Consider the following 24,844-nt stretch of genomic DNA (forward strand, 5'->3'; position numbering starts at 1 on the left):
TCAGACCCAGGTGTACGTCTCGTCGGTCACGGCTCCCAGGGAGGCGTCGCCGACGGGGGCTCGCGGGTGTTCCAGGGCGGCGAGGGCGGGAGGCCGGCGGTTTGCCGGTAGCGATCCACTCGACGACGCCGATGCCGGTTCCCCTGTCCGTACCTCCCCGTATGCACTCCATCGGCCCAACGCTCCCCGCGCCCCGAGTGCGGCCCCTACCGCCTCCAGCAGCACAAACGTGCTGGTGACGTGATGCGCGGTGGGGAGTGGTGTGCCATGTTTCCAGGGAGAGAAGGACGGTCAGGGTCTCTTGGCGGTCCCCCGTGTCGCGGCCCTGGAGATGGCTCATGTCCTTCGACACCGACCCCGTCGTCGTCCGTACCGTCGAGCGCGTCGTGCCGCGCACCATGGTCGGACCCGACAGTCAGGTCGACAACAAGGCGCTGGTCATCCCGCCCGGCGACTTCCGGCGGACCGACCCGTTCCTGCTGATGGCGGAGGACTGGTTCTCCAGCCCCGGCTTCGACTGGCACCCGCACCGCGGCGTGGAGACGGTCACCGTCATGCTCGGCGGAGTGCTGGAGCACGGCGACAACATCGGCCACGCGGGCACCCTCGTGGAGGGCGACACCCAGTGGATGACGGCGGGACGCGGCATCATCCACCGCGAACTCGCCTACCAGAACGAGTACGCGCACCTGCTCCAGCTCTGGATCAACCTCCCCGCCGCGAAGAAGATGACCGGCACCCGCTACCAGGACCTGTACGCCAAGAACTACGCCACCTACGCCGAGCCCGGCGTGCAGGTGAAGGTCGTCTCCGGCGAGTCCGGCGGCGTCACGGGCCCCGCCCTGAACCAGCACCCCGTCCTCGGCCTGCTGATCACCCTGGACCCGGAGACCGATTACTCCCAGCTGCTCGCCGCCCGGGACCGGGCCTTCGTCCACGTCATCTCCGGCGACCTCACGGTCGCGGGGCGCAGGGTGGAGGAGGGCGAAACGGCCTGGAGCGATCCGGTGGCCACCGGCGAGGCGGGCCCCAGCGTCCTGCCCATGGCCACCGAGTCCACTGACGCGCAGACCCGGGTGATGCTCTTCGCGGGCGAGCCGCTGCGCGAACCGGTGGTGGCCGGCGGCCCGTTCGTGATGAACAGCGAGGCCGAGATCTACCAGGCGTACGTCGACTACGAGAAGGGCCGTTTTGGCCCCGTCCCCAGGCTCGGGCGCCTTCAGACGCGCTGAGTTCCGGCCGGTCGTGTCACAGGGCCGCGGGCTGTCTCGTCCCAGAGATGTCAGCACGCCACACGACAACGGCAGAGGAGCCCCTCGTGGAAACCCGCCTCAACCTCTTCGGCAGCCCGCTCATCGGCAAGCTCGTCAAGCACTTCACCTCGGTCGGCAGGATCCTCGCCGATTCCGGGCTGCCGGCCGCGACCCAGGAACTGGTCAAGATCCGCATCAGCCAGATCAACGGCTGCGCGGGCTGCCTCGACATGCACACCAAGGAGGCCACCGCCGCCGGTGAGACCCCGGTGCGCCTCCACCTCGTCGCCGCCTGGCGCGAGGCCACCGTCTTCACCGACGCCGAACGCGCCGCCCTCGAACTCGCCGAACAGGGCACCCGGATCGCCGACGGCGCCGGTGGCGTCGGCGACGACGTCTGGGCGAACGCCGCCAAGCACCACGACGAGGACCAACTCGCCGCCCTGGTCGCCCTGATCGCGATGCTCAACACCTTCAACCGGCTGAACGTCATCACCCAGCAGCCCGCGGGCGACTACCGGCCCGGCCAGTACGCCCAGCTGTCGGCCACCTGACAGCCCCGGCCCGCACCACCTCCGCGCGCCCCCCGGCTCAGCGCGGCGACCGTGCGACGCGGAAGCCGACGTCGTCGATGCGGTACGTGGGGTGGCTGCGGCGGCGCACCGAGGCCCGGCAGCTCCACGGTTCGTCGAACCAGCCGCCGCCGCGCAGCACCCGGTAGGTGCCGTACACCTCGGGGTCGTAGAGGTCCCAGCACCACTCCCACACATTGCCCAGCATGTCGTGCAGGCCCCACGCGTTGGGCTGTCGGCCGCCGACCTCGTGGAGACGGTCGTCCGAGTTCGCACGGTGCCAGGCGATGTCGTCGAGCGGCCCGTACCGGGGGCCGGTCGTGCCCGCGCGGCAGGCGTACTCCCACTCGGCCTCGGTGGGCAGCCGGTAGCCGTCGGCGGAGGAGTCCCAGCGGGGCGGGGTGTGGGGGCCGGTACCGGCCCCCACGTTTCCGTCGGTCCCGATCGTGTAGGCGGGCGTCAGCCGCTCCGCCTCGGACAGGGCGTTGCAGAAGCGGACCGCGTCCTCCCAGGAGACGCCCTCCACGGGGAGACGGTCACCGGGGGGCGCGCTGCCCGGCCGCCGCCCGGTGATCCGGGCGTACGTGGACCGGGTGACGGGATGCGCCGCGAGCAGGAACGGAGCCACCTCGACCGGCCAGCTGCGCTGTGTCCGACGGTCCGTCAGAGTTACTTTGCCGGCGCGGAGTTGGATCATGGGGAGGTCGGTTCTGGGGAGTTCCGTCATCGCGGTACCGCCGCATGCCGGGGCGTGCCGGGCAGGTCACGGGCCAGGGCGTCCACGACCTTGAGCAGGTCGGCGGTGACGGACAGGCCGCCCAGTACGATGATCTTGAGCGAGGCCCGCTCCTCGTCGTACACGGTCTCGACCCGGATGCGGTCCTCGGGGCGTTCCGCGACGATCCCGCCGGACCCGCCTCGGCCGCCCGCCCGGCCCTGACCGCCGTGCCGGCCGCCGACTGTCGCCATGACCGCGTTGGTCAGCCGGGACACCTCGTCGGGGCCGATCGCGTCGATCTGCACGATGCTCGACGCCTCGACGTACCGGGTGGCCCGGTCCGCGGCGGGGGAGGCGGAGGCGGGTGTCACGGGCGCGCCCGTGAACGCCTCCAGATCCTCCCTGGCGATCCGGTACTGCTTGCCGATCCGGGTCGCCCTGAGCCTGCCCTCGCGGACGTACGCCCGCACGGTCTTGACGTGCAGGTCGAGCAGGCCCGCCACCTGGTCGACCGAGTAGAAGTGCTGCACTGTGCTCCCGAGCCGGTCCGCCGATACTGGTCGGCAGGTAGCTTAACCTTCCCCAAAATTCCCTTAGAGGCGGGATGATGGGGAAGTTCGGGGAATGATGCGCCGCTACAAGGTGGGAGGATGGGTCGGGTCGGGAAGCGCCAGGCGCGCGCCGCACCAACTGCAGTACGGCGCGCTCGCCTCCGCCCGCATCCGTCCGCACTCCGGGCACACCCGGTCCATCGCGCAGGGAGCCTCCCCGCCCTCCGCCTGCGCCGCCGACGCGGCCGGGCCCACCGCCGTACCCGCCTCCGCGACACGACGGCCGCCCACGCTCATCCCCGGGCGCCGTACGTGCACGGAGAGGTACGCCAGTCCGGCCGGGCCCGCCGACAGCCCCCGGGCCGCGCCCTTCGGCAGCCACACCAGGCAACCGGGCCGCAGCTCCCGGGAGTTGCCCGTGCCGTCGTCGAGCAGGCCGCCGCCGTCCACCACGGCGACCAGCACGTCCAGCACGCCCTCCGAGTGGCGGGCCACCGAGGTGCCGGGAAGGAGCCGCACCAGGTTGGCGTCGAGCTGGCGGCCCTGTTCCGCGAGCCGCCACAGGGCGCCCGACTGCCCCTCCCGCGCGGCGGCGAGACAGTCGTCGACGAAGGCGAGCACGCGAGCGTCGGATTCCGGGGGAGGCAATTGCGGCTCCTCGGGGGTGAAGGAGGGAGTGGCGGACACCAGTTGCCGGGGCGGGGCGGGGCGGGGCGCTTCGGGGCGAGGTGCGGTGTGTCGGGCCGAAGCCCGGGGGTCGGCAGGTTCTGTCCCCTGCGCGGCCGACCCCTGTGGGGCAGGCTACGGCGTTCCGGCTCCTTCCTGTTCAGCCCTGCGGCGGGGTGGTGAGAGGCGGGTCCGTGAGGTTGGTGATCCTCAGGTCGGAGAGGCGGACCGTGTACCAGACCTCGGTGTCCGGGCTGCCGCCCCAGATCTGGGTGACGACCACGGTCGCCGTGGTGGCCGAGGAGCCGACGTTGCGAACCTTCCAGTTCTTGGGGATGTTCTGCGCGCGGAACACCGGGTCGGCGTGGTTCTGCTCGGCCCACTCGGTGAGGCGGGCGTCCAGCTGAGCCGTGAGGTGCGCCTTGCGGACCGCCTCCGGGGTGCTGGAGCCGACCCCCTGGACGGCCTTGCGGTATGTCTTGAAGAAGTGGTTGACCTCGATGGCGGGCGTTCGTGCCTCGGCCCGGGGAGCGGAACCGGCGGCGGCAGGGGCCGGTGCGGCACCGGCGGGCGCGGCGGCGAGCGGGGCCGCGAGGGCGAGTGCGGCGATCAGGGCGGTACGGGAGAGAAGGGTCAGGAGCTTGCGCTGAGTGGTCATGCGAACAAGAAAAGCAGGAAAAGCGCGTTCGTGTCATCACTCACAGTGATGAATCTCCTGGTTCCCAGACCGCGTCCTCGTCCGGTTCGCCGCTCGGGCGCACCGCGCCCGCGAGAGGGCCGTTCGGCTGCGGGTCCGTCCAGCCGGCGGGGCGTGGCAGCGGCCACCCGTCATACGTCGCGAACTCGTCGTAGAAGCCGAGCAGACCCAGCTCCGCCGCCTTCCCCGGTACTGCCTCCGGCATCCGTCTCCCCCTCGGCTGGCCTGCCCCTGCCGACCCGCAGCGCCCATTCCGCCGTGTAGCGGTCCGCCACCAGCCGGGCGATCCGGGGGTGGTCGGCGATCGGGGCCGACACCGTCCACGCCCCGCCGTCCGTCACCCCCTCCGCCAGCGCCAGCGTGAAGCGGCCCGGGGCCAGCAGGTGCGCGGCGACCGCGATCCGCCGGTGCCCCTCCGCGCGCAGCCCCGCCACTGCCTCCGGCACGGTCGGCTCCGCCGCCGAGCAGTACGCCGGGACCACCGGTACGTCCCGCAGGTCCCGGAGCTGTTCGGCCACGGTGAGCGTGCCGTCGTTCCCGCCGGGCCTGCTGGACCCCGCCCCCGCCACCACGATCGCGTCCGCCCACGCCCCGAGCGGCGTCTCCGCCTCGCGCAACCTGGCGTGCACCGCCAGCGCCACGTCCGGCTCGCCGGACAGGCCCGCGGTGACCGTGCAGTCGTACGCCCGCGCCACGGCCGGCACGTCCACCCTGCGGTGGTAGCCGTCGCCCAGCAGCAGCGGCACCACCACCGCGCCCGGATGCTCCGCCAGCACCTCGCCGAGGGACGGCCGCTGCACGTCGAGGTGGCCCACCGCGGGACGCACCCCGGTCGTCTCCGTCAGCCGGTGGACCAGCCTGCGGATCGTCGCGGCGGCCGCCGGGACCGCGCTGCCGTGTACGGCGAGGACCAGCATCCGTGCCTCCAGGGCCGGGGGAGAGGGCGGAAGAAAGAGAGAAAGTCGCTGTTCACGCTATGCCCGCGGCTCCTTTCGCGCCGCCGTCGAAGGACCCGGAAGAGTAGGGACCGTCGCCCCTGTGACCTGGGACTTTTGTCGAAGATCAGGAGCTTCCGGGACGTCTAGCGTCGAAAGGGTCCGGCACGGTACCGGACGGCAGTGACGGAGCGGAGATCCGGACATGACGCACGCACGCAGGGCCCAGGGCCCCGGGGCGCAGCGCCCCGAGACGCAGACCCTGGTGGTGATCGGCCACGGCATGGTCGGTCACCGGCTGCTGGAGGCGCTCGCCGAACGCGGCGCCCTCACCCGGCCCGGTTCCCCCGGCTGGCACGCGGTCGTCCTCGCCGAGGAGGACGTACCGGCCTACGACCGCGTCCATCTCTCCTCGCTGTTCACCGGCACCTCGACGGGCGAACTCTCCCTCTCCGACCCGGAGTTCCTGACCGCGCACGGCGTCGACCTCCGGCTGGGCGACCCGGCCGAGCACATCGACACCACCGCCAGGACCGTCACCACCGCGTCCGGCGCGACCCTCGCCTACGACGCCCTGGTGCTGGCCACCGGCTCCTACCCGTTCGTCCCGCCCATCCCCGGCGCGGACGCCACCGGCTGCTTCACCTACCGCACCCAGTACGACGTCGAGACCCTCACCGCGTACGCCGACAAGGCCCGCGACGGCGTCGTCATCGGCGGTGGACTGCTCGGCCTGGAAGCCGCGGGTGCCCTGCGGACCCTGGGACTGCGCACCCACGTCGTCGAGTTCGCTCCGCGCCTGATGCCCCTCCAGGTGGACGACGGCGGGGCCGCCGCGCTGCGCGCCACCATCGAGTCGATGGGTGTCGCCGTGCACACCGGGGTCGGCGCCGCCGAGGTGGTCCGGGACGACGCGGGCGTCGCCAGCGGACTGCGGCTCTCCGACGGGCGGGTCATCGACGCGGAGATGGTCGTCTTCTCGGCGGGCGTACGGCCCAGGGACCGGCTCGCCCGCGAGTGCGGCCTCGCCGTCGGGGACCGGGGCGGGGTCGCCGTGGACGCCCACTGCCGGACCTCCGATCCGTACGTCTACGCGATCGGCGAGTGCGCGCAGACCGTCGACGGGCGGGTCTACGGACTGGTCGCGCCCGGCTACCAGATGGCCGAGGCAGTCGCCGACGCCCTCGCCGGGGAGGGCGGCACCGAGTTCACCGGTGCCGACACCTCCACCAAGCTCAAGCTGATGGGTGCGGACGTCGCCTCGTTCGGCGACCCGTTCGCCGTCGAGGACGACGCGGTCGCGGTGGTCTTCTCCGACGAGCGCGACGGCGTCTACAAGAAGCTGCTGCTGGGCCCCGACGGACAGCTCCTCGGCGGCATCCTGGTCGGCGACGCCGAGGCGTACGGCTCCCTCAAGCCGCACGCGGGGCGCCAACTGCCGGGCCCGGCCGAGGCGTTCATCGTCCCGAACAGCGGCGGCGCCGAGCTTCCCGGCGCCGACTCCCTCCCCGACGACGCCGTGGTCTGCTCCTGCCACAACGTCACCAAGGGCCGGGTCACGGCCGCCGTCACCGAGGAGGGCGTCACCGACATCGGCGGCGTCAAGCGCTGCACCAAGGCCGGCACCGGCTGCGGCGGCTGCCTCGGCACCCTCCAGGCCGTACTGGACGCCGCCGGGGTGGAGAAAGCGCGCGGCCTGTGCGAGCACTTCCCCGAGCTGACCCGCTCCGAGATCTACGGCCTCGTACGCACCGAGCGGATCCGCTCCTTCAGCGAGCTGCGGGACCGGTACGGCGCGGGCGGCGACGGCTGCACGGTCTGCAAGCCGGTCGTCGCCAACGTGCTCGGCACCCTCGGCCCCGACCTCGGCCTCGACCACATCCTCGACGGCGAGCAGGCCTCCCTCCAGGACACCAACGACCTCTTCCTGGCCAACATCCAGAAGGACGGCACCTACTCGGTCATCCCGCGCGTCGCGGGCGGCGAGATCACCCCCGACCAGCTCGTCGCACTGGGCCAGGTGGCCGAGGCGTACGGCCTCTACACCAAGATCACCGGCGCCCAGCGGATCGGGCTCTTCGGCGCCCGCAAGGACCAGCTCCCCGACATCTGGCGCCGGCTGTCCGGCCACGGCTTCGAGTCGGGTCAGGCGTACGGGAAGTCGCTGCGCGCCGTCAAGTCCTGTGTCGGCGCCCGCTTCTGCCGCTTCGGCCAGGGCGACTCCATCCAGCTCGCCGTCGACCTGGAACTGCGCTACCGGGGCCTGCGCACCCCGCACAAGTTCAAGGGCGGCGTCTCGGGCTGTCTGCGCGAGTGCGCCGAGGCCCGCGGCAAGGACATCGGCGTCATCGCCACCGCGGGCGGCTGGAACCTGTACGTCGGCGGCAACGGCGGCACCAACCCCCGGCACGCCGACCTCCTCGCCCAGGACCTCGACAGCGCACAGCTCTTCGCCCTCGTCGACCGGTTCCTCATGTACTACCTGCGCACCGGCGAGCGCCTGGAGCGCACCGCCGCGTGGATCGAGCGCCCCGACGGTGGCGGCGGCATCGACAACCTCAAGAAGGTCCTCGTCGAGGACTCGCTCGGCATCTGCGCCGAGCTGGAGGAGCAGATGGAACGCCATGTCGACGCCTACCGCGACGAGTGGGAGGCGGTCCTCACCGATCCGGCGAAGCTCGACCGGTTCGGCGAGTTCACCGGGCGCACCGAGGACCTGGAGCCCGGCCGCGGCCGGGTCGCCTTCCTCCCCGACGGCGCGGGACAGGCCGCCGTCTTCCGGGACGCGGCGGGCGAGGTGTACGCGGTCGGCAACCGCGACCCGTTCTCCGGGGCCGACGTCCTCGCCGACGGAATCATGGGCACCGTCGGCGAGCGCACCGTCGTCTCCTCCCCGATGCACAAGCAGGCCTTCGACCTGCGCACCGGGCAGTGCCTGGACGACCCCGAAGTCTTCATCCCCGTACACGAGTTGACCCTCGACGGTCCTCGGACGCACCAGACGCACAGGAAGCAGTCATGAGTTCCCTCGCACAGGCACCCCGCACGGGTGACGACGCGGCCGAGGCCGCCGACCCGGCACAGTACCGCCCCGGGCGCACCATCACCGACTGGCGCCCCGAGGACCCCGCGTTCTGGCGCACCACCGGCCGCAAGGTCGCCCGCCGCAACCTGTGGATCGCCGTTCCGGCACTGCTGGTCGCCTTCGTCGTCTGGCAGGTCTGGTCGATCACGGCCACGAACCTCACCGACGTCGGATTCGGGCTCAGCCAGAGCCAGTTGTTCTGGCTGACCGCCATCCCCGGCATCACCGGCGGCACCGCCCGCATCCTCTACACCTTCTGGGGGCCGATGGTCGGCCAGCGCACCTTCACCGCGCTGTCCACCGTCGTCCTGGTGATCCCGCTGATCTGGCTCGGCATCGCCATCCAGGACCCCAGCACCCCGTACGGCGTGCTGATCACCATCGCCGCGCTCTGCGGCATCGGCGGCGCCAACTTCTCCTCCTCGCTCGCCAACATCGGCTTCTTCTTCCCGAAGAGCGAGAAGGGCAACGCGACCGGCATCAACGGCGGCCTCGGCAACCTGGGTGTCTCCGTCGTCCAGCTGCTCACCCCGATCGTGATCACCTGGTCGACGATCGCCATCGGCACCGCCCAGCACAAGGCCGACGGCACCCCCGTCCACCTCCAGAACGCCGCGTTCCTGTGGGTCCCGGTGCTGGTGGTGCTCGCGGCCCTCGCCTGGTTCGGGCAGAACAACCTCAAGGTCGCCTCCACCCCCTTCTCGCGCCAGAAGGTCATCTTCAAGCGCAAGCACAACTGGGTGATGACCTGGCTGTACGTCGGTACCTTCGGCTCCTTCATCGGCTTCGCCGCCGCCCTGCCGCTGCTCATCAAGACCACCTTCACGCCGATCGACGCCGCGTACTCGGCGGCCACGTACGCCTGGATGGGACCGGCCCTCGGCGCGCTCGCCCGCTGGGCGGGCGGCTGGATCGCGGACAAGCTCGGCGGCGCCCGCGTCACCATCCTGTCCTTCGTCGGCATGGGCGTCTCCCTCGTCGGAGTCATCAACTTCCTGCCGTCGGGCGGCGACAACGGCTCCTTCTGGGGCTTCTTCCTCTGCTTCCTCAGCGCGTTCCTCTTCTCCGGCATCGGCAACGGCTCGACCTTCCGCCAGATCCCGGTCATCTTCCGCACCACGCACCTCAGGGGCCTCACCGAAGGTACTCCCGAGTACGACCAGGCGCTGAAGCAGGCCGAGATGGAGTCCGGCGCGGTCACCGGCTTCACCGCCGCCATCGCCGCGTACGGCTTCTTCTTCATCCCGGCGCTGTTCGGGTCGGTCGCGGTGACCAGCGCGATGTGGGGCTTCGTGGCCTTCTACGCGAGCTGTGTGGTCGTCACCTGGTGGTTCTACGCACGCAAGGGCGCGGAGGCGCCGAGCTGACCGACCCGGACGGCGGGCCCGGAAGGCTCCGGACCCGCTGGCCACCAGGGGCCCGGGTGCGACCGCACCCGGGCCCCTCGGGCTTTCCCGGCCCCTCGGGCTACGCGGACCCGCTCGGCTCCTCCTGCCGGGCCGGCGCTCCGGGCTGCTCCGGTTCGCGCAGCCCGCGCAGCAGCAGCCCGCCCACCGCGGGCAGGAGGATCAGCGGGGCCAGCGCGACCTGGAGGGACGTCGCGTCGGCCACCGCCCCGATCAGCGGGCTCGCGAGCCCGCCGACGCTGACCGTCAGCCCGAGCGTGACCCCGCTCGCGGTGCCGACCCGGTGCGGCAGATAGTCCTGGCCGAGGGTGACGTGCAGCGAGAACGGCACGTACAGCCCGGCCGAGGTCAGCGCCACGCACACGTACAGCAGCGGGCCCGGCACGAACACCACTCCGGCGACCGCGGGCACGGTCAGCGCGTACGACCAGCGGACCACCGCGATCCGCCCGAAGCGGGTGGCGAGCCTGCCGCCGAACACGGTCCCGAACGCGCCGCCGAGGTAGAGCGTGAACAGGGCGCCGGTTCCGACGAGTTCCCCCGTGTGACCGCCGCCGACGCGCTCGTGGGCGTACAGCGCGACGAAGGCGCTCAGCCCCATGAAGACGACCGACCGGCAGACGACGGCACCGGACATCCGCAGGAACGAGGGCCAGTCGTCCTTCCCGGCGGGCCCGCGCACGGCCGCCGACCCCGTGCCGGCGGGCCCGCGCAGCGCCCGTACGGCGGCCACGCACAGCGCGGCACCCGCCAGCGCCGGCACCACGAGCAGCGGCGAGGCGCGCAGCCCGCCGGTCGCGACGACACCGGACACCAGCAGCGGGGCGGTCGCGAACCCGAGGTTGCCGCCGAGCGAGAACCAGCCCATCGCGGTGTGGCTGCCCCGGCTCGCGATCCTGGCGACGCGCGCGGACTCCGGGTGGTACGCCGCCACCCCGATCCCGGACAGCGCGATCACCACCAGGGTCAGCGGGTAGGAGCCGCCGATGCCGCCGACCCCGCTGAGCGCGACCCCCAGCCCGCCGACCAGGGTGGCCACCGGCAGCAGCCAGGGCATCGCCCACCTGTCGGTCAGCGCCCCGAACAGCGGCTGCGCCACGGACGACAGGAGCGAGGCGGCCAGGACGATGCCGGAGGCGGCGGCATAGGTGTAGTGGTGCTCGGCGATGAAGAACGGCACCAGGGCGGCGACCGCACCCTGGTAGACGTCGACACAGGCGTGGCCGAACGCGAGAAGGGTGAGGGGTGCGCGGGAGACGCGGGCGGGCGTACCGGCAGCGGGCGGGCGGGGGACGGGATCCGGCGTGGGCGGGGCACCGGTGGCAGGTGAAATGGACACGTCCCGATCGTGGGTGTCGCGGCAGCTGTCGCGCTTCCGATAAATTGCCAGCCGATGCCGAAGAACCGCCAACCACCGCCACCCGCCTCCGGCCCCGCCCTGCGCACGGCCCCGGACCCCGCCGCCCGCACCGCCCCCGCGCCCGTGGTCGCCGACCCCACGACACCCACGGCCCCCAGTGCCCCCGTGGTCCCGCCCGTCGAGTACATGCCGGATGCGCCCACCCACACCCGGCCCCTCGTCTCCGGCGACCGGATCGATCCGCATCGGCACGACGACCACCAGATCGTCTACGCCGGCTCCGGCTTCCTCGCCGTCACCACCGACGCCGGTACCTGGTTCGCGCCCGGGACCCGCGCCCTGTGGGTGCCCGCAGGGACGGTCCACTCCCACCGCGCCCACGGGAACCTCGACATGCACACCCTCGGGCTGCCCGTCGAGGAGAACCCCCTCGGCCTCACCGTCCCCACCGTGCTGTCCGTGAGCCCGCTCCTGCGCGAGCTGATCCTCGCCTACACCGACGCCGCCCGGTACGGGACGCGCACCTCGCGGCCCGCCCGCGCGCCCCGGGTCCCCGGCCCGCCGACTCCCGAGCGGCTGCGGCTGCGGGCCGTGCTGCTCGACCAGCTCAGGGCCTCGCCCCAGCAGCCGGTCCACCTGCCCGCGCCCGCCGACCCGCGTCTGGCCGCCGTCTGCGACCTGCTGCACGCCGACCCCGCCGACCCCGCCACGCTCGCCGAACTGGGCTCCCGTACCCACACCGGCGAGCGCACCCTCAGCCGGCTCTTCCGCAGCGAGCTGGGCATGACCTTCCCCCAGTGGCGCACCCAGCTGCGGCTGTTCCACGCCCTGCGGATGCTGGCCGAGGGCACCCCGGTCACCGCCGTCGCGCACCGCTGCGGCTGGGCGTCCGCGAGCGCGTTCATCGATGTCTTCCGCCGCGCCTACGGCCACACGCCGGGCGCGCACCTGCGCGGCGACACCGCGCCCCGGCCGGTCGGCCGGGGCGGCGGTGGCGGTCCCGCGGAGGGGAACTGACGGGCGGTCAGCGGCCCGCCTTGCGCTTGTTCCAGATGTCGAAGCCGACCGCGGCCAGCAGCACCAGGCCCTTGATGACCTGCTGGTAGTCGGTGCCGATGCCGACCAGGGACATGCCGTTGTTGAGGACGCCGAGGACGAGGCCGCCGATCACGGCGCCCATCACGGTGCCCACGCCACCGCTCATGGACGCGCCGCCGATGAACGAGGCGGCGATCGCTTCGAGTTCGAAGTTGAGACCGGCCTGCGGGGTGCCCGCGTTCAGCCGGGCCGCGTACACACAGCCCGCGAGCGCCGCCAGGAGGCCCATGTTGACGAAGACGAGGAAGATGACGCGCTTGTCCTTGACGCCGGACAGCTTCGCCGCCGCCTTGTTGCCGCCGAGCGCGTACACATGGCGGCCGACGACCGCGTTGCGCATCACGTAGCCCAGGCCGATCAGCAGCGCGCACATGATCAGCATGACGACGGGCACGCCGTGGAAGCTGGCGAGGGTGAGGGTGAACGCGATGACGGCGGCGGCGATGGCCACGCACTTGGTGACCCACAGCCCGGTCGGCACGACCTCCAGTTCGTACGCCAACTGCCGCTTGCGGTCGCGGACCTCGCGCAGGATCAGCACGACCAGGGCGAGCAGCCCGAGGAGCAGGGTGGGGTTGTGGTACTGGGTGTACGGGCCCATCTCCGGGATGAAGCCCTTGGCGATGTTCTGGAAGCCCTCGGGGAACGGGGCGAGGGACTGTCCTTCGAGGACGATCTGCGTCAGACCGCGGAAGAGCAGCATTCCGGCGAGCGTGACGATGAACGACGGGATGCCCACGTAGGCGATGAAGAAGCCCTGCCAGGCACCCGCGACCGCGCCGATGAGGAGCGACAGGACCAGGGCCGGTACCCAGGGCATGTCGTGCTTGACCATCATCACGGCGGACATCGCGCCGACGAAGGCGACCAGGGAGCCGACCGAGAGGTCGATGTGGCCGGCGATGATCACGATCATCATGCCGATGGCCAGTATGAGGATGTAGCCGTTCTGCTGGATCAGGTTGGAGACGTTGTTGGGCAGCAGCAGCGTCCCGTCGGTCCAGATCTGGAAGAGGACGACGATGAAGAGCAGGGCGACGAGCATGCCGTACTGGCGCATGTTCGACCGCATGCTGTCGAGGAGCGCGGTGAGGGCCGCCGGGCGCGCGGGCGGCGGCTCGGCGGGCGAGTCCTTGCGGAGTGTGGTGGAGGTGGTCATGGGAGGCCTCAGCTTCGGGTCATGGTCGTCGTCATGTGGCGCATCAGCGATTCCTGGGTGGCCTCCGCGCGGGTGACCTCACCGGTCAGCCTGCCTTCGGCCATCGTGTAGATCCGGTCGCACATGCCGAGGAGTTCGGGCAGCTCGGAGGAGATGAAGAGCACCGCCTTGCCCGCGGCGGCGAGTTCGTCGATCACCGTGTAGATCTCGGACTTAGCGCCGACGTCGATCCCGCGCGTCGGCTCGTCGAGGATCAGGACCTCGGGGTCGGCGTGGATCCACCGGCTCAGCACGACCTTCTGCTGGTTGCCGCCGGAGAGCCGCCCGACCTGTTCGAAGACGGTCGGGGTCTTGATGTTCATGGAGGTGCGGTAGCGCTCGGCGACCTGCCGTTCGTGGTGCTCGTCGACCACACCGCGCCGCCGCATCCCGGCCAGGGAGGCGAGCGAGATGTTGCGGTTGATGTTGTCGATGAGGTTGAGGCCGTACTGCTTGCGGTCCTCGGTGACGTACGCCAGCCCCGCCCCGATCGCGGCGGGTACGGAGCGGACGTCGGCCTCCCGCCCGCCGACCTCGACCGTACCGGACACGTACTGGCCGTAACTGCGCCCGAAGACTGACATCGCCAGCTCCGTGCGGCCCGCGCCCATCAGGCCCGCGATGCCGACGATCTCGCCCCGCCGGACGGTGAGGGAAACGTTGTCGACGACCTTGCGCTGGTGGTCCACCGGGTGGCGGACGGTCCAGCCGGAGACGGCGAGCGCGGTCGTGCCCGCGTCCGCGCCGGTGTAGGCGGTGCGGTCGGGGAAGCGGTGGTCGAGGTCGCGGCCGACCATCGAGCGGATGATCCGTTCCTCGGACAGTTCGGGCTCCGCGTCCGCTGACTGACGCACCGTCAGGGTCTCGATGGTGCGGCCGTCGCGGAGCACCGTCACCGTGTCCGCGATCCGCCGGATCTCGTTCAGCTTGTGCGAGATGATGATGCAGGCGATGCCCTGCTCGCGCAGTTCCAGGATCAGGTCGAGGAGCCCCGCGCTGTCGTCGTCGTTGAGGGCGGCCGTGGGCTCGTCGAGGATGAGGAGCCTGACCTCCTTGGCGAGGGCCTTCGCGATCTCCACGAGCTGCTGCTTGCCCACCCCGATGTCGGAGACCGGGGTCTGCGGCTTCTCCCGCAGTCCGACCCGCCGGAGCAGGGCGCCCGCCTTGCGCAGGGTGTCGTTCCAGTCGATGAACCCCCGCCTGCCGCCGGTCTGTTCGTTGCCGAGGAAGATGTTCTCGGCGATGGACAGGTAGGGGACGAGCGCCAGTTCCTGGTGGATGATCACGATGCCGTGCTGCTCGCTGGCCCGGATGTCCCGGAAGGCGACGGGGCGGCCCTCGAAGAGGACCTCGCCGTCGTAGGAGCCGTGCGGGTGGACCCCGCTCAGCACCTTCATCAGGGTGGACTTGCCCGCGCCGTTCTCGCCGCAGACCGCGTGGATCTCGCCGGGCCGGACGGTCAGGTTCACCTCCGAGAGGGCGGTGACGCCGGGGAAGGTCTTGGTGATGGAGCGCATCTCCAGCACGGCGCCGGTCGCCGCACCGGCCGTGCCGGGCACGGTGGGTGCGGCCGTCACTTGAGCTGTCCCGCCGTGAAGTACCCCTCGTCGACGAGGAGTTGGGTGTTCGACTTGTCGATGCTCACCGGCTTCAGGAGGTAGGAGGGGACGGTCTTCTTCCCGTTGTTGTAGTCGGTGGTGTTGTTGACCTGCGGCTTCTTGCCGTTCAGTACGGCGTCGCCCATCGCCACCGCCTGCGCGGCCAGCTTCCGGGTGTCCTTGAAGACGGTCTGTGTCTGTTCGCCGCCGATGATGGACTTCACCGACGCCAGCTCGGCGTCCTGTCCGGTCACCACGGGCAGCGGCTGGCTCTTCGACCCGTAACCGGCGCTCTTCAGCGCGGAGATGATGCCGATCGAGATGCCGTCGTACGGGGAGAGCACCGCGTCCACCCGCTCGTCGCCGTAGTTCTTGCTGATCAGGTCGTCCATCCGCTTCTGCGCGGTGCCGCCGTCCCAGCGCAGGGTGGTGGCCTGGTTGAGCCGGGTCTGCTTGCTGCGGACGACCAGCTGGCCACTGGCCAGGTACGGCTTCAGCACCTTCATGGCGCCGTTCCAGAAGTACTTGGTGTTGTTGTCGTCGGGCGAACCCGCGAACAGCTCGATGTGCTTCGCGGCCGAACCGCCCTTCGCCGGGGCGCCCAGCTTGAGCTTGTCGACGATGTACGTGCCTTCGAGCTCGCCCACCCGCTCGTTGTCGAAGGAGGCGTAGTAGTCGACGTTCGGGGTGCCGAGGATCAGCCGGTCGTAACTGATCACCGGGATGCCCGCGTCGTGCGCGCGCTGGAGGACCTCGGTGAGCGCGGAGCCGTCGATCGCGGCGACCACCAGCAGCTTGCGCCCCTTGGTGATCATGTTTTCGAGCTGGGCGATCTGGTTCTCGACCTTGTCGTCGCCGAACTGGAGGTCGGTCTCGTAACCGGCCTTCTGGAACTGCTCCGCCATGTTCTGGCCGTCGGCGATCCACCGCTCGGAGGACTTGGTCGGCATGGCGAGGCCGATGGTGCCGCCCTTGCCGGTGTCCGCCTTGTACCGGCTGCCGCCCCTGGCCTCCTGGCCGCAGGCGGTGAGCGAGACGACGAGCAGGGCGGCCAGGGCGGCACTGCTCAGGATGCGGGTGTGGTGCATGAGGTCACTTTCCTTCCGGTACGTCGACCGACTCGGCCGGTGCGGCGAACCGCCGCAGTGCGCCCGGCAGCCGTGAACCCAGCGGCGACATCCCGCCGTCGGCCCCGTGCCGGGCCAGCAGATCAAGCACCAGCCGCCCCCGCCGTACCCGCTCACGGGCCGACGCAAGCGCGGTGTCGCGCAATTGGGCGCCGTACGGGTAGATCCCGGGGGAGCGGCTCAGCCCGAACTTCAGGTACAGCGGGGCGCCGCGCCGGATCAGCTCGGCGGCCTCGTACATCCGGATGTAGCCGCCCAGGTCGTCCGGGGCCTCCACGTACATGTCCATCGGCGCCCGGCTGACCCGGCGGATCTCGGTGAGGTGGCCGAGGGTCAGGTCGGAGGGCACGTTGAGGGAGTCCGCGCCCAGTTGCTCGTACACGGCGTACGAGGCCGGATTGACCGGACCGGTGAGCGCGGACAGCTTGAAGGTGACGTCGGCGGGGAGCACCCCGGCGACGCGCATCCGGTGCAGGGTCCACAGCACGCCCTCGTCGGCGACCAGCAGACAGCGCACCCCCAGTTCCGTCGCGCGCAGCGCGTCCTCGACGCAGCCGGCCAGCGCGTCGTGCCCCCGGGCGCGCAACCCGGCGCCGCCGGAGTCGGTCCGGGTGGAGCCGCCGATGTCCCAGGTGCCGCGCGGCCCGGTGAACAGGCACAGCTCGATGTCGCGGGCCGCGCATGCCCCGGCCATCTCGGCGATCTCGGTGTCGGTGAGCATCCAGACGCCGGACCCCTGGCTGATCCGGTGCACGGGTACGTCGAGCCGCGCGCTCTCCTCCAGTACGACGGCCAGCGCCTCCGGGCCCTCGACCGAGGGGATCTCGGTGCGCCAGGTGCCGCCGTCGGGGAAGGCGTGCGCGGAGGAGTCGGCGGGATCGACGGCGGGGAAGCGGTGGCCGACGCGGGCCAGGGCCTCGGCGCCCGGACGACGGGGTGCGGTCGGGGCGCGGGACGCGGAAGTGGTGGGGGACTTGGACGTGGTGGGGGACGTGGAGGTGGTGGGGGGCATGGTTGAAGCGGGGGACATGGGGCTCCCGGGGTGCAGTTGTTCGACATTTCGGACGTTGTACGGGTGTGTGGGTGCGGGGCGGCGGGTGAGCGGGCGCGAGGACGCGGCCGGGGGCGGGCGGGCGGCCCGGAGGCCCGCGCACGCCCTACGGCCGGAGCAGGACCTTCCCCGTCCTCGGATCGCCCCCGCCCACCAGCGCGATAGCCTCCGCGAACCGCTCCAGCGGGAACTCGTGGGTGATCAGCGGCGCCGGGTCGAGGAGCCCGAGCCCGAACGCACGGACCGCGTCCGACCAGGCGGCGGACGGTGCGCCGAAGACGCTGCGGATCTCCAGCTGGCTGAGCGAGAGGTGCACCGGGTCGATGCCGAGCGCCCCCGGCGTGAACATCCCGGTGAGCACCACCCGTCCGCCCCGCCTGGCCAGCAGGCAGGAGGAGGCGGCGGTGGTCGGGGCGCCCGCCGTCTCCACCACGAGGTCGAAGTGCCCTTGCGCCGACTCCGCCTCGTCCGGGGTCAGCGTCCGTGCCGCGCCGAAGGCACGCGCCTGTTCGCCGCGCTCCGTCCGGGGGTCGATCACCGTCAGGGCGTCCGGCGAGGAGGCGGCGAGGAGCTGTACGGCGAGCAGGCCGAGCGTGCCGGCCCCGACCACCGCGATCCGCTCGCCGGGGCGCGGCCGTGCGGCCCGTACCGCCGCGGCGACCACGGCGGCGGGCTCCAGGAGGGCGGCGGCACGCAGGTCCGCGTCGTCGTCCAGCGGGTGCAACAGCCTTGCGGGGACGGTGAGGTGGTCGGCGAAGGCACCCGGTTCGGTGAACCCGGTCTCCGCGTAGCCGCCCGCGCACAGGCTGGTCTCCCCGCACCGGCAGCGCGCGCACGTGCCGCAGGACCGGAATCCCTCGGCGACGGTCCTGCGGCCGACCAGCCCCGGGTCCACCCCCGGGCCGGCCGCCACGACGGTCCCCGACCACTCGTGCCCCGGCACCACCGGGTAGCGGACGAAGCCCGGGTCGCGGTGGCCGTCGTACAGCTCGCGGTCGCTCATGCAGATCCCGGCGGCGGCGACCCGGACCAGGACCTCGCCGGGGCCCGGGGCGGCGGGTTCGGCCTCCGTCAGCCGGTGGCGTCCCGGCGCGTCGACGACCAGTGCCCGGCCCGCCCGGCCGCCGGAGCGTGCGGTGTCGCGGGCACTCACTTCGGGGCCCTCTTCTCCCAGCCCTCGGCCCACAGGTCGAACCGCGCCTGCTGCTGCGGGAACTCGGCCGCCGCGTCCACGTCCAGCTCCACGCCGAGGCCCGGGGCGTGCGAGACCTCGAAGCAGCCGGTCTCGGGGTCGACCTGCGGGGCTCCCTTCACGACCTTCTTGATCTCCGCGTCCGCGAAGTCGTTGAAGTGCTCCAGGATCTTGAAGTTCGGTGTGCAGGCGGCGAGCTGGAGGGAGGCCGCGGTCAGTACGGAGCCGCCGACGTTGTGCGGGGCGACCATCAGGTAGTGGGTCTCGGCGGTCGCGGCCAGCTTGCGGGTCTCCAGGATGCCGCCGATGTGGCCCAGGTCGGGCTGGATGATGTCGGCGGCCTGCGACTCGAAGAGTTCGCGGAACTCGATGCGGTCGTGGATGCGCTCGCCGGTCGCGATCGGCATGTCCACCTTCGCCGCCACCTTCTCCAGCGCCTTCAGGTTCTCCGGCGGGACCGGCTCCTCCAGCCAGGCCGGCGCGAACGGGGCCAGTTCCCTGGCCAGCCGCACCGCGGTGGCGGGGCTGAAGCGGCCGTGCATCTCCAGCATCAGTTCGGTGTCCGGGCCGACGGCGTCCCGTACCGCCTCGATCAGGGAGACGGCGTAGCGGCTCCGAGCGGCGTCGAGTTCGAAGTGCCCGGTGCCGAAGGGGTCGATCTTCAGGGCCCGGTAGCCGCGCTCCACGACGGCCTGCGCCGCCTTGTGGTACGCCTCCGGGGTGCGCTCGGTGGTGTACCAGCCGTTGGCGTACGCCTTGACGCGGTCGGTCACCTTCCCGCCGAGCAGCTGCCAGACCGGCACGCCCAGCGCCTTGCCCTTGATGTCCCAGCACGCCATCTCGACGACCGCGATGCCCGACATGACGATCTCGCCGGCCCGCCCGTAGTCGCCGTACTTCATCCGCCGGACCAGGTCCTCCACGTTGAACGGGTCGGAGCCGACGATGTGATTGGCGGCGGCCTCGCCGAGGTATCCGGTCAGTGCGTCGGTGCGGCCGAGCATCCGGGTCTCGCCGACGCCCGTCAGGCCCTCGTCGGTGTGCACGAGGACGTACGTGAGGTTCCGCCAGGGTGTCCCGACGACATGGGTGGTGATTCCCGTGATGCGCACGGCAGTTGCTCCTCAGCAGGATCGCTCTTGTTCGATATTTCGTCATGCGTTCGAAATGTTGGCGTGACCGTAGTCAGCGGCTTTCCGGGGTGTCAATGGGTCGTGCACAGAACGATGTCCGGCACCGGAGCGTTGCCCGTGGAACGGCACCGGGCTAATCTCCGTTCGTGATACCGGTCGTCGACCGTGATTTCGAACGCGCTCCTCTTGGACGGAACGCGCATCCCGGTGAAAGAGGGGGAGGCCCATGGGACGCCACGTTCCCGCCGTGACCAGGGCACTGGACATACTCGAACTGTTCCTGGAGGGCGACGGCACGCTGTCCGCCCCGGACATCACCCGCAAGCTGGGCCTGCCCCGCACCACCGTGCACGAACTCGTCACCACGCTCGCCGCCCGGAACTACCTGGTGGCCGTCGACGAACAGCCCGGACGCTACCGACTGGGCGTCCGCAACCACCAGTTGGGCAGCCGCTACGCCGAGCAGCTCGACCTCGCGGCCGAGGGGCAGCGGGTGGCCCGGGAGGTCGCCGAGAGCTGCGGCGAGACCGTCCACGTCGCCGTACTGGAGGACCTCGACGTCATCTACATCGCCAAGGTCGACTCCACGCACGCCGTCCGCATGGTCTCCGCCGCCGGACGCAAGCTTCCCGCGCACTGCACCTCCGTGGGCAAGATGCTGCTCGCCTCCCTCCCGGAGGACGAACTGCGCGCCCGCGTCGACGGCCGCGCGCTGACCGGCATGACCCCGCACAGCATCACCGACCCCCAGGCCCTGTACCCGGCCCTGGCCGGCATCCGGGAGCGCGCCCTGGCCACCGAGCACCGCGAGTCCAACCCCGACGTCAGCTGCGTCGCCGCCCCCGTCCGCGACCGCACCGGACGGGTCGTCGCAGCCCTGTCGGTGTCGGTCCCGGTGATCCGCTGGAGCGAGGAGCGGGAGAAGGAACTCGCCGAACTGGCCACCCGGGGCGCCGCGGACCTGTCGGTGCGGCTGGGACACCGGGGAAGCGGGCGGCAGGGATGAGCGCCGCACGCCCGCCCCGGGCCGAGATCGTCGTACGGGAGCGCGCCGCGCTCGGTGAGGGGCCCACCTGGGACCCGGCCGGGGACCGGCTGATCTGGGTGGACATCCTCGGCTCCCGCGTCCACACCTACGCCCCCGGCACCGGCCGCCGCACCGTCCTGGCCACCGAACAGCACGTCGGCGCCGCGAAACCCCGGCGCGGCGGCGGCCTGATCGTCAACCTCCGCGACGGCGTGGGCGCCTACGGCCCCGACGGCACCTTTTGCTGGCTGCACCACGACCCGGTGCCCGGCCGGCGCGGCAACGACGCGGCGGTGGCCCCCGACGGTTCGCTCTGGGCCGGCACCATGCGCTACGACGAGGCACCCGGCGGCGGCCACCTCGTCAGGATCGGCCCCGGCGCGGCCGGACCCACCGTGCTCCTCGACGCGGTGACCGTCAGCAACGGCATCGGCTGGAGCCCGGACGGCCGGCGCGCCTACTACGTGGACAGCCCCACCCGGCGCATCGACATCTGCGAGCCGTCCGGACAACTCCCGCTGGAGCGGCGGCCGTTCGTCGAGATCGAAGCCGGCGCCGGCTTCCCCGACGGCCTCGCCGTCGACGCCGAGGGCTGTGTCTGGGTCGCCCTCTGGGATGGCGGCCAGGTCCGCCGCTACACACCGGACGGGCGCCTGGACCGCACGCTCCCGCTGCCCGTCCCGCGCCCCACCGCCTGCGCGTTCGGCGGCCCCGGCCTGCGCGACCTCTACGTCACCACGGCCCGCACCGGCCCGGCCGACCCGCACCCGTACGCGGGCTCGCTGCTCGTCGTGCCGGACGCCGGACAGGGACTGCCGGCCCCGGCCTTCGCGGGGTGAGCGGGCCGGGAGCGCGCGTTCGCCGGGCGTGCGGGCCGGGAGCGCGCGGTGGCCGCTCCCGGCCCTGGTGTGCCGCCCGGGTCAGGACTCGGGCAGCTCCGACCGTACGGTGCGGGCCGCCGCCACCAGGTTCTCCAGCGAGGCCCGGGTCTCGGGCCAGCCGCGGGTCTTCAGTCCGCAGTCCGGATTGACCCACAGCCGGTCGGCCGGAATGGCCTCAAGTCCCTTGCGCAGCAGGGCCGCCGCCTCCTCGGCGGAGGGGATCCGCGGCGAGTGGATGTCGTACACGCCGGGGCCGGCCTCGCGCGGGTAACCGTGTTCGGCCAGCTCGCGCGCCACCTGCATGTGCGAACGGGCCGCCTCCAGGCTGATGACGTCGGCGTCGAGGTCGTCGATGGCCTGCACGATGTCACCGAACTCGGCGTAGCACATGTGCGTGTGGATCTGGGTCCGCGCACGCACCCCGGAGGTGCTCAGCCGGAACGACTCCGTCGCCCACGCCAGATAGGCGCCGTGGCCGTCGGCGCGCAGCGGCAGGGTCTCGCGGAGCGCGGGTTCGTCGACCTGGATGACCGAAGTGCCCGCCGCCTCCAGGTCGTTGACCTCGTCGCGCAGGGCGAGCGCGACCTGCCGCGCGGTGTCGCCGAGCGGCTGGTCGTCCCGTACGAACGACCAGGCGAGCATGGTGACCGGGCCGGTCAGCATGCCCTTGACCGGCCGGTCGGTGAGGGAACCGGCGTACGACGTCCAGCGCACCGTCATCGGCTCCGGCCGGGAGATGTCCCCGGCCAGCACCGGCGGGCGGACGTAGCGGGTGCCGTAGGACTGCACCCAGCCGTGCTGGGTGGCGAGATAGCCCGTCAGCTGCTCGGCGAAGTACTGCACCATGTCGTTGCGTTCGGGCTCGCCGTGCACCAGGACGTCGATGCCGGCCTTCTCCTGGAAGGCGAGCACGTCGCGGATCTCGGCCTCGATGCGCTGCTCGTAGCCCGCCGCGTCGATGCGTCCGGCGCGCAGGTCGGCGCGGGCCGTGCGCAGTTCCGCGGTCTGCGGGAACGAACCGATCGTGGTGGTCGGCAGCAGCGGCAGGCCCAGGTGCGCGCGCTGGGCGGGCGCCCGCTCCTCGTACGGGGCCGAGCGGCGGCCGTCCGCGTCGGTGACGGCCGCCACCCGGGCGCGCACCGCCGGGTCGCGGGTGATGGGGGAGTGCGCGCGGGAGGCCAGATCGGCCCGGTTGGCGGCGAGTTCGGCGGTGATCGCGGAGGTGCCCTGCGTCAGCCCCTTGGCCAGGGTGACGATCTCGGTCGTCTTCTGCTTGGCGAAGGCCAGCCAGCGCAGGATCTCCCGGTTGATGTCGCGCTCGGCCGCGGCGTCCAGCGGGACGTGCAGCAGCGAGCAGGAGGCGGCGACGTCGACCCGGTCCGCGAGGCCCAGGAGGGTGCCGAGGACACCCAGCGACTTCTCGAAGTCGTTGATCCAGATGTTGCGGCCGTCGACGACGCCCGCGACCAGCCGCTTGCCCGGCAGCCCGCCGACGCCGGCCAGCGCGTCCAGGTTGGCGGCGGCGGGACCGGTGAAGTCCATCGCCAGGCCCTCGATCGGGGCCCTGGCCAGCACGGGGAGCGCGTCGCCGAGCCGGTCGAAGTACGACGCGACCAGGAGCTGCGGCCGGTCGCTCAGCCCGCCCAGGTCGCGGTAGGCGCGCGAAGCGGCGTTCAGTTCGGCCGGGGTGCGGTCCTGGACCAGGGCGGGCTCGTCCAGCTGCACCCACTGCGCCCCGGCCGCCCGCAGGTCGGCGAGCACCTCCGCGTACACCGGCAGCAGCCGGTCGAGCAGGGTGAGCGGCTCGAAGTCCGCGGCCACACCGGGGGCGGGCTTGGCCAGCAGCAGGTACGTGAGCGGGCCGACCAGCACGGGTCGCGCGCGGTGCCCCAGCGCGAGGGCCTCCGTCAGCTCCGCGACCTGCTTGGTGGAGTCGGCCGTGAAGACCGTACCGGGCCCCAGCTCGGGCACCAGGTAGTGGTAGTTGGTGTCGAACCACTTGGTCATTTCCAGCGGCGCCACGTCCTGGTTGCCGCGCGCCATGGCGAAGTACCCGTCGAGCGCGTCGGCGTCGACGGCCGCGCGGTGGCGGTCGGGGACGGCACCGACCATGACGCTGGTGTCCAGCACATGGTCGTAGTACGAGAAGTCGCCGGTGGGCACCTCGTGGATGCCGGCGTCGGCCAACTGGCGCCAGTTCGCCCGGCGCAGGTCCTGTGCGGTCCGGCGGAGGGCGTCGGCGGTGACCCGGCCCTTCCAGTAGCCCTCGACGGCCTTCTTCAGTTCACGGTGCGCACCCTGGCGGGGGTAGCCGTGCACGGTGGACCGTGCTGCCGCGGCTGCGGGCTTCGCTGTCACGGAAATCTCCTTCGCGAGACGACTCCTGAGAGCCCCGGCGACGGGACGCGGACGCGAAGGGATGACGAAACCGGACGGAGTGTGCCGCGCGCGACGAGCGCGGTCCTCCGCCTGCTGTGTACGCCGACCCGCCCACGAGGTCACCGGGACATCCGCACGCGATCGGTCGCGTGCGGGCAACGGGCAGGTCTTCGGACTCGCGGGCACACCCACCGGAACTCCGGCGGATTCCTACTGGCCGTCGCTTCCCAGGTCCTGGCCGGACCCAGTGCGTATGACGGCGGTCGTTCCCGCTCACCGCTGCGGGGCAGTCCCGGATTCCCACCGGGTTCCCTCTTGCGACGCGCCTGCCTGGCGGACAGGGCGAACCAGCTGCACCGCACACAGTAGGCGCCGGAGCGGCTTTTGGGCACCACGGCTCGGATGCCGGACGGTGACATGGGACACCTGCGGCGATCCGGACGGCCAACACCTGTGTACAGGAGGGCAGTTGATCCGCGCGCGCGAGTGCGGCGGGCCGGGCGGGGGAGTCCCCGGGGAGGGGGTGGACTTACTAGGACGTCCAACTATATGTTCGTGGCACAAGGTCCGCGGTGCAGGGAAGCCGGTGTGAATCCGGCACGGTCCCGCCACTGTGACCGGGGAGTGTGCTGTCACCACTCGCCACTGACCGGGCCCCGCCAGGGGCGGTCGGGAAGGCGGGCGGCACACGGAGATCCGGGAGTCAGGATACCGGCCGCGGAACGTTCCGTGTTTTCCACGAGGATGGAGCAGACACGCATGGCACCGGTTTGTACCCACGGCCCCGGTGGTCCGGCGGAGCGCGCGCCACTCACCCCGCACTCGTAGGACTGCGGCACCCGTACCCGGCGTCCGGCCGCACGGCCCTCGCGCGCCCGGTCCCCCGTACGGGCGCCCCCGTCCGCTGTCCCACGACG

At 72.1% G+C, this 24,844-nt stretch carries 20 protein-coding genes and 2 riboswitches; of the genes, 7 read left to right on the plus strand and 13 right to left on the minus strand.

What is annotated here, in order from left to right; translation table 11 throughout:
• The first annotated feature begins 338 nt into the window (after window positions 1–338).
• Entirely contained in the window at window positions 339–1,232 is an 894-nt protein-coding gene (locus ACFYVL_RS20270) for a pirin family protein (protein WP_389246630.1), read from the plus strand.
• A gap of 86 nt (window positions 1,233–1,318) precedes the next feature.
• Entirely contained in the window at window positions 1,319–1,807 is a 489-nt protein-coding gene (locus tag ACFYVL_RS20275; protein ID WP_389246631.1) for a carboxymuconolactone decarboxylase family protein, read from the plus strand.
• Window positions 1,808–1,844: 37 nt separating this feature from the next.
• Here the strand turns inward: ACFYVL_RS20275 and ACFYVL_RS20280 are convergent, their stop codons facing one another.
• The 5 genes from ACFYVL_RS20280 to ACFYVL_RS20300 form a co-directional block, all read right to left on the minus strand.
• Complete coding sequence (locus ACFYVL_RS20280; RefSeq protein ID WP_389246633.1) at window positions 1,845–2,522, minus strand: formylglycine-generating enzyme family protein; 678 nt, start codon at window positions 2,520–2,522, stop codon at window positions 1,845–1,847.
• 26 nt (window positions 2,523–2,548) lie between these two features.
• Entirely contained in the window at window positions 2,549–3,073 is a 525-nt protein-coding gene (locus ACFYVL_RS20285; RefSeq protein WP_389246635.1) for a helix-turn-helix domain-containing protein, read from the minus strand.
• 105 nt (window positions 3,074–3,178) lie between these two features.
• A complete protein-coding gene (locus tag ACFYVL_RS20290; protein ID WP_389246637.1) occupies window positions 3,179–3,742 on the minus strand; it encodes a hypothetical protein in 564 nt (187 codons plus the stop codon).
• A 178-nt stretch (window positions 3,743–3,920) separates the two neighbouring features.
• Window positions 3,921–4,418 carry a hypothetical protein gene (locus tag ACFYVL_RS20295; RefSeq protein ID WP_389246639.1) on the minus strand — a complete coding sequence of 166 codons (498 nt, stop codon included), beginning with the start codon at window positions 4,416–4,418 and terminating at the stop codon, window positions 3,921–3,923.
• A gap of 170 nt (window positions 4,419–4,588) precedes the next feature.
• Window positions 4,589–5,374 (minus strand): sirohydrochlorin chelatase, encoded by a 786-nt coding sequence (locus tag ACFYVL_RS20300; protein ID WP_389246641.1) that lies wholly within the window; start codon window positions 5,372–5,374, stop codon window positions 4,589–4,591.
• A 223-nt stretch (window positions 5,375–5,597) separates the two neighbouring features.
• Between ACFYVL_RS20300 and nirB the strand changes: the two genes are divergently transcribed.
• Window positions 5,598–8,414, plus strand: coding sequence for a nitrite reductase large subunit NirB (gene nirB, locus ACFYVL_RS20305; protein ID WP_389246643.1), 2,817 nt, complete (start codon window positions 5,598–5,600; stop codon window positions 8,412–8,414).
• Complete coding sequence (locus ACFYVL_RS20310) at window positions 8,411–9,844, plus strand: MFS transporter (protein WP_389246645.1); 1,434 nt, start codon at window positions 8,411–8,413, stop codon at window positions 9,842–9,844. Before nirB ends, ACFYVL_RS20310 begins: the two co-directional genes overlap by 4 nt.
• A 100-nt stretch (window positions 9,845–9,944) precedes the next feature.
• Here the strand turns inward: ACFYVL_RS20310 and ACFYVL_RS20315 are convergent, their stop codons facing one another.
• Entirely contained in the window at window positions 9,945–11,066 is a 1,122-nt protein-coding gene (locus tag ACFYVL_RS20315) for an MFS transporter (protein ID WP_389247105.1), read from the minus strand.
• 363 nt (window positions 11,067–11,429) lie between these two features.
• On the opposite strand from ACFYVL_RS20315, the gene ACFYVL_RS20320 reads away from it, so the two are divergent.
• Complete coding sequence (locus ACFYVL_RS20320; protein ID WP_389247107.1) at window positions 11,430–12,260, plus strand: AraC family transcriptional regulator; 831 nt, start codon at window positions 11,430–11,432, stop codon at window positions 12,258–12,260.
• A gap of 7 nt (window positions 12,261–12,267) precedes the next feature.
• Here the strand turns inward: ACFYVL_RS20320 and mmsB are convergent, their stop codons facing one another.
• The 6 genes from mmsB to ACFYVL_RS20350 form a co-directional block, all read right to left on the minus strand.
• Complete coding sequence (gene mmsB, locus ACFYVL_RS20325; protein WP_389246647.1) at window positions 12,268–13,500, minus strand: multiple monosaccharide ABC transporter permease; 1,233 nt, start codon at window positions 13,498–13,500, stop codon at window positions 12,268–12,270.
• An 8-nt stretch (window positions 13,501–13,508) separates the two neighbouring features.
• Window positions 13,509–15,056, minus strand: a complete 1,548-nt coding sequence (gene mmsA, locus ACFYVL_RS20330; protein ID WP_389247109.1) for a multiple monosaccharide ABC transporter ATP-binding protein — start codon at window positions 15,054–15,056, stop codon at window positions 13,509–13,511.
• A 56-nt stretch (window positions 15,057–15,112) separates the two neighbouring features.
• On the minus strand, window positions 15,113–16,225 hold the full coding sequence (gene chvE, locus ACFYVL_RS20335) for a multiple monosaccharide ABC transporter substrate-binding protein (protein WP_389246648.1): 1,113 nt from the start codon (window positions 16,223–16,225) through the stop codon (window positions 15,113–15,115).
• Between the two features lie 4 nt (window positions 16,226–16,229).
• A complete protein-coding gene (locus ACFYVL_RS20340; RefSeq protein ID WP_389246650.1) occupies window positions 16,230–17,276 on the minus strand; it encodes a hypothetical protein in 1,047 nt (348 codons plus the stop codon).
• 145 nt (window positions 17,277–17,421) lie between these two features.
• A complete protein-coding gene (locus tag ACFYVL_RS20345; protein ID WP_389246652.1) occupies window positions 17,422–18,468 on the minus strand; it encodes a zinc-binding dehydrogenase in 1,047 nt (348 codons plus the stop codon).
• On the minus strand, window positions 18,465–19,619 hold the full coding sequence (locus ACFYVL_RS20350; RefSeq protein WP_389246654.1) for a mandelate racemase/muconate lactonizing enzyme family protein: 1,155 nt from the start codon (window positions 19,617–19,619) through the stop codon (window positions 18,465–18,467). Before ACFYVL_RS20350 ends, ACFYVL_RS20345 begins: the two co-directional genes overlap by 4 nt.
• Before the next feature lie 247 nt (window positions 19,620–19,866).
• On the opposite strand from ACFYVL_RS20350, the gene ACFYVL_RS20355 reads away from it, so the two are divergent.
• Together ACFYVL_RS20355 and ACFYVL_RS20360 are read left to right on the plus strand one after the other, a co-directional pair.
• Window positions 19,867–20,646 (plus strand): IclR family transcriptional regulator, encoded by a 780-nt coding sequence (locus tag ACFYVL_RS20355; protein WP_389246656.1) that lies wholly within the window; start codon window positions 19,867–19,869, stop codon window positions 20,644–20,646.
• Window positions 20,643–21,506: an SMP-30/gluconolactonase/LRE family protein gene (locus tag ACFYVL_RS20360; RefSeq protein ID WP_389246658.1), complete on the plus strand. Its 864-nt coding sequence runs from the start codon at window positions 20,643–20,645 to the stop codon at window positions 21,504–21,506. Before ACFYVL_RS20355 ends, ACFYVL_RS20360 begins: the two co-directional genes overlap by 4 nt.
• A gap of 81 nt (window positions 21,507–21,587) precedes the next feature.
• On the opposite strand, the gene metE is transcribed toward ACFYVL_RS20360, so the two are convergent.
• Complete coding sequence (gene metE, locus ACFYVL_RS20365; RefSeq protein ID WP_389246660.1) at window positions 21,588–23,906, minus strand: 5-methyltetrahydropteroyltriglutamate--homocysteine S-methyltransferase; 2,319 nt, start codon at window positions 23,904–23,906, stop codon at window positions 21,588–21,590.
• Window positions 23,907–24,070: 164 nt separating this feature from the next.
• Window positions 24,071–24,294, minus strand: a riboswitch (cobalamin riboswitch).
• A 172-nt stretch (window positions 24,295–24,466) separates the two neighbouring features.
• Window positions 24,467–24,662: riboswitch (cobalamin riboswitch) on the plus strand.
• The last annotated feature ends 182 nt before the right edge of the window (window positions 24,663–24,844 follow it).

This window comes from Streptomyces sp. NPDC004111, assembly GCF_042874215.1.
In the GTDB taxonomy this organism is placed as follows: domain Bacteria; phylum Actinomycetota; class Actinomycetes; order Streptomycetales; family Streptomycetaceae; genus Streptomyces.

Coding starts and splice junctions, on each gene's coding strand:
- ACFYVL_RS20295 (WP_389246639.1), bottom strand. CDS start 4,418: ATGACCACTCAGCGCAAGCTCCTGACCCTTCTCTCCCGTACCGCCCTG.
- ACFYVL_RS20280 (WP_389246633.1), bottom strand. CDS start 2,522: ATGATCCAACTCCGCGCCGGCAAAGTAACTCTGACGGACCGTCGGACA.
- ACFYVL_RS20300 (WP_389246641.1), bottom strand. CDS start 5,374: ATGCTGGTCCTCGCCGTACACGGCAGCGCGGTCCCGGCGGCCGCCGCG.
- ACFYVL_RS20340 (WP_389246650.1), bottom strand. CDS start 17,276: ATGCCCCCCACCACCTCCACGTCCCCCACCACGTCCAAGTCCCCCACC.
- chvE (WP_389246648.1), bottom strand. CDS start 16,225: ATGCACCACACCCGCATCCTGAGCAGTGCCGCCCTGGCCGCCCTGCTC.
- ACFYVL_RS20270 (WP_389246630.1), top strand. CDS start 339: ATGTCCTTCGACACCGACCCCGTCGTCGTCCGTACCGTCGAGCGCGTC.
- ACFYVL_RS20355 (WP_389246656.1), top strand. CDS start 19,867: ATGGGACGCCACGTTCCCGCCGTGACCAGGGCACTGGACATACTCGAA.
- mmsA (WP_389247109.1), bottom strand. CDS start 15,056: ATGCGCTCCATCACCAAGACCTTCCCCGGCGTCACCGCCCTCTCGGAG.
- nirB (WP_389246643.1), top strand. CDS start 5,598: ATGACGCACGCACGCAGGGCCCAGGGCCCCGGGGCGCAGCGCCCCGAG.
- ACFYVL_RS20310 (WP_389246645.1), top strand. CDS start 8,411: ATGAGTTCCCTCGCACAGGCACCCCGCACGGGTGACGACGCGGCCGAG.
- mmsB (WP_389246647.1), bottom strand. CDS start 13,500: ATGACCACCTCCACCACACTCCGCAAGGACTCGCCCGCCGAGCCGCCG.
- ACFYVL_RS20320 (WP_389247107.1), top strand. CDS start 11,430: ATGCCGGATGCGCCCACCCACACCCGGCCCCTCGTCTCCGGCGACCGG.
- ACFYVL_RS20360 (WP_389246658.1), top strand. CDS start 20,643: ATGAGCGCCGCACGCCCGCCCCGGGCCGAGATCGTCGTACGGGAGCGC.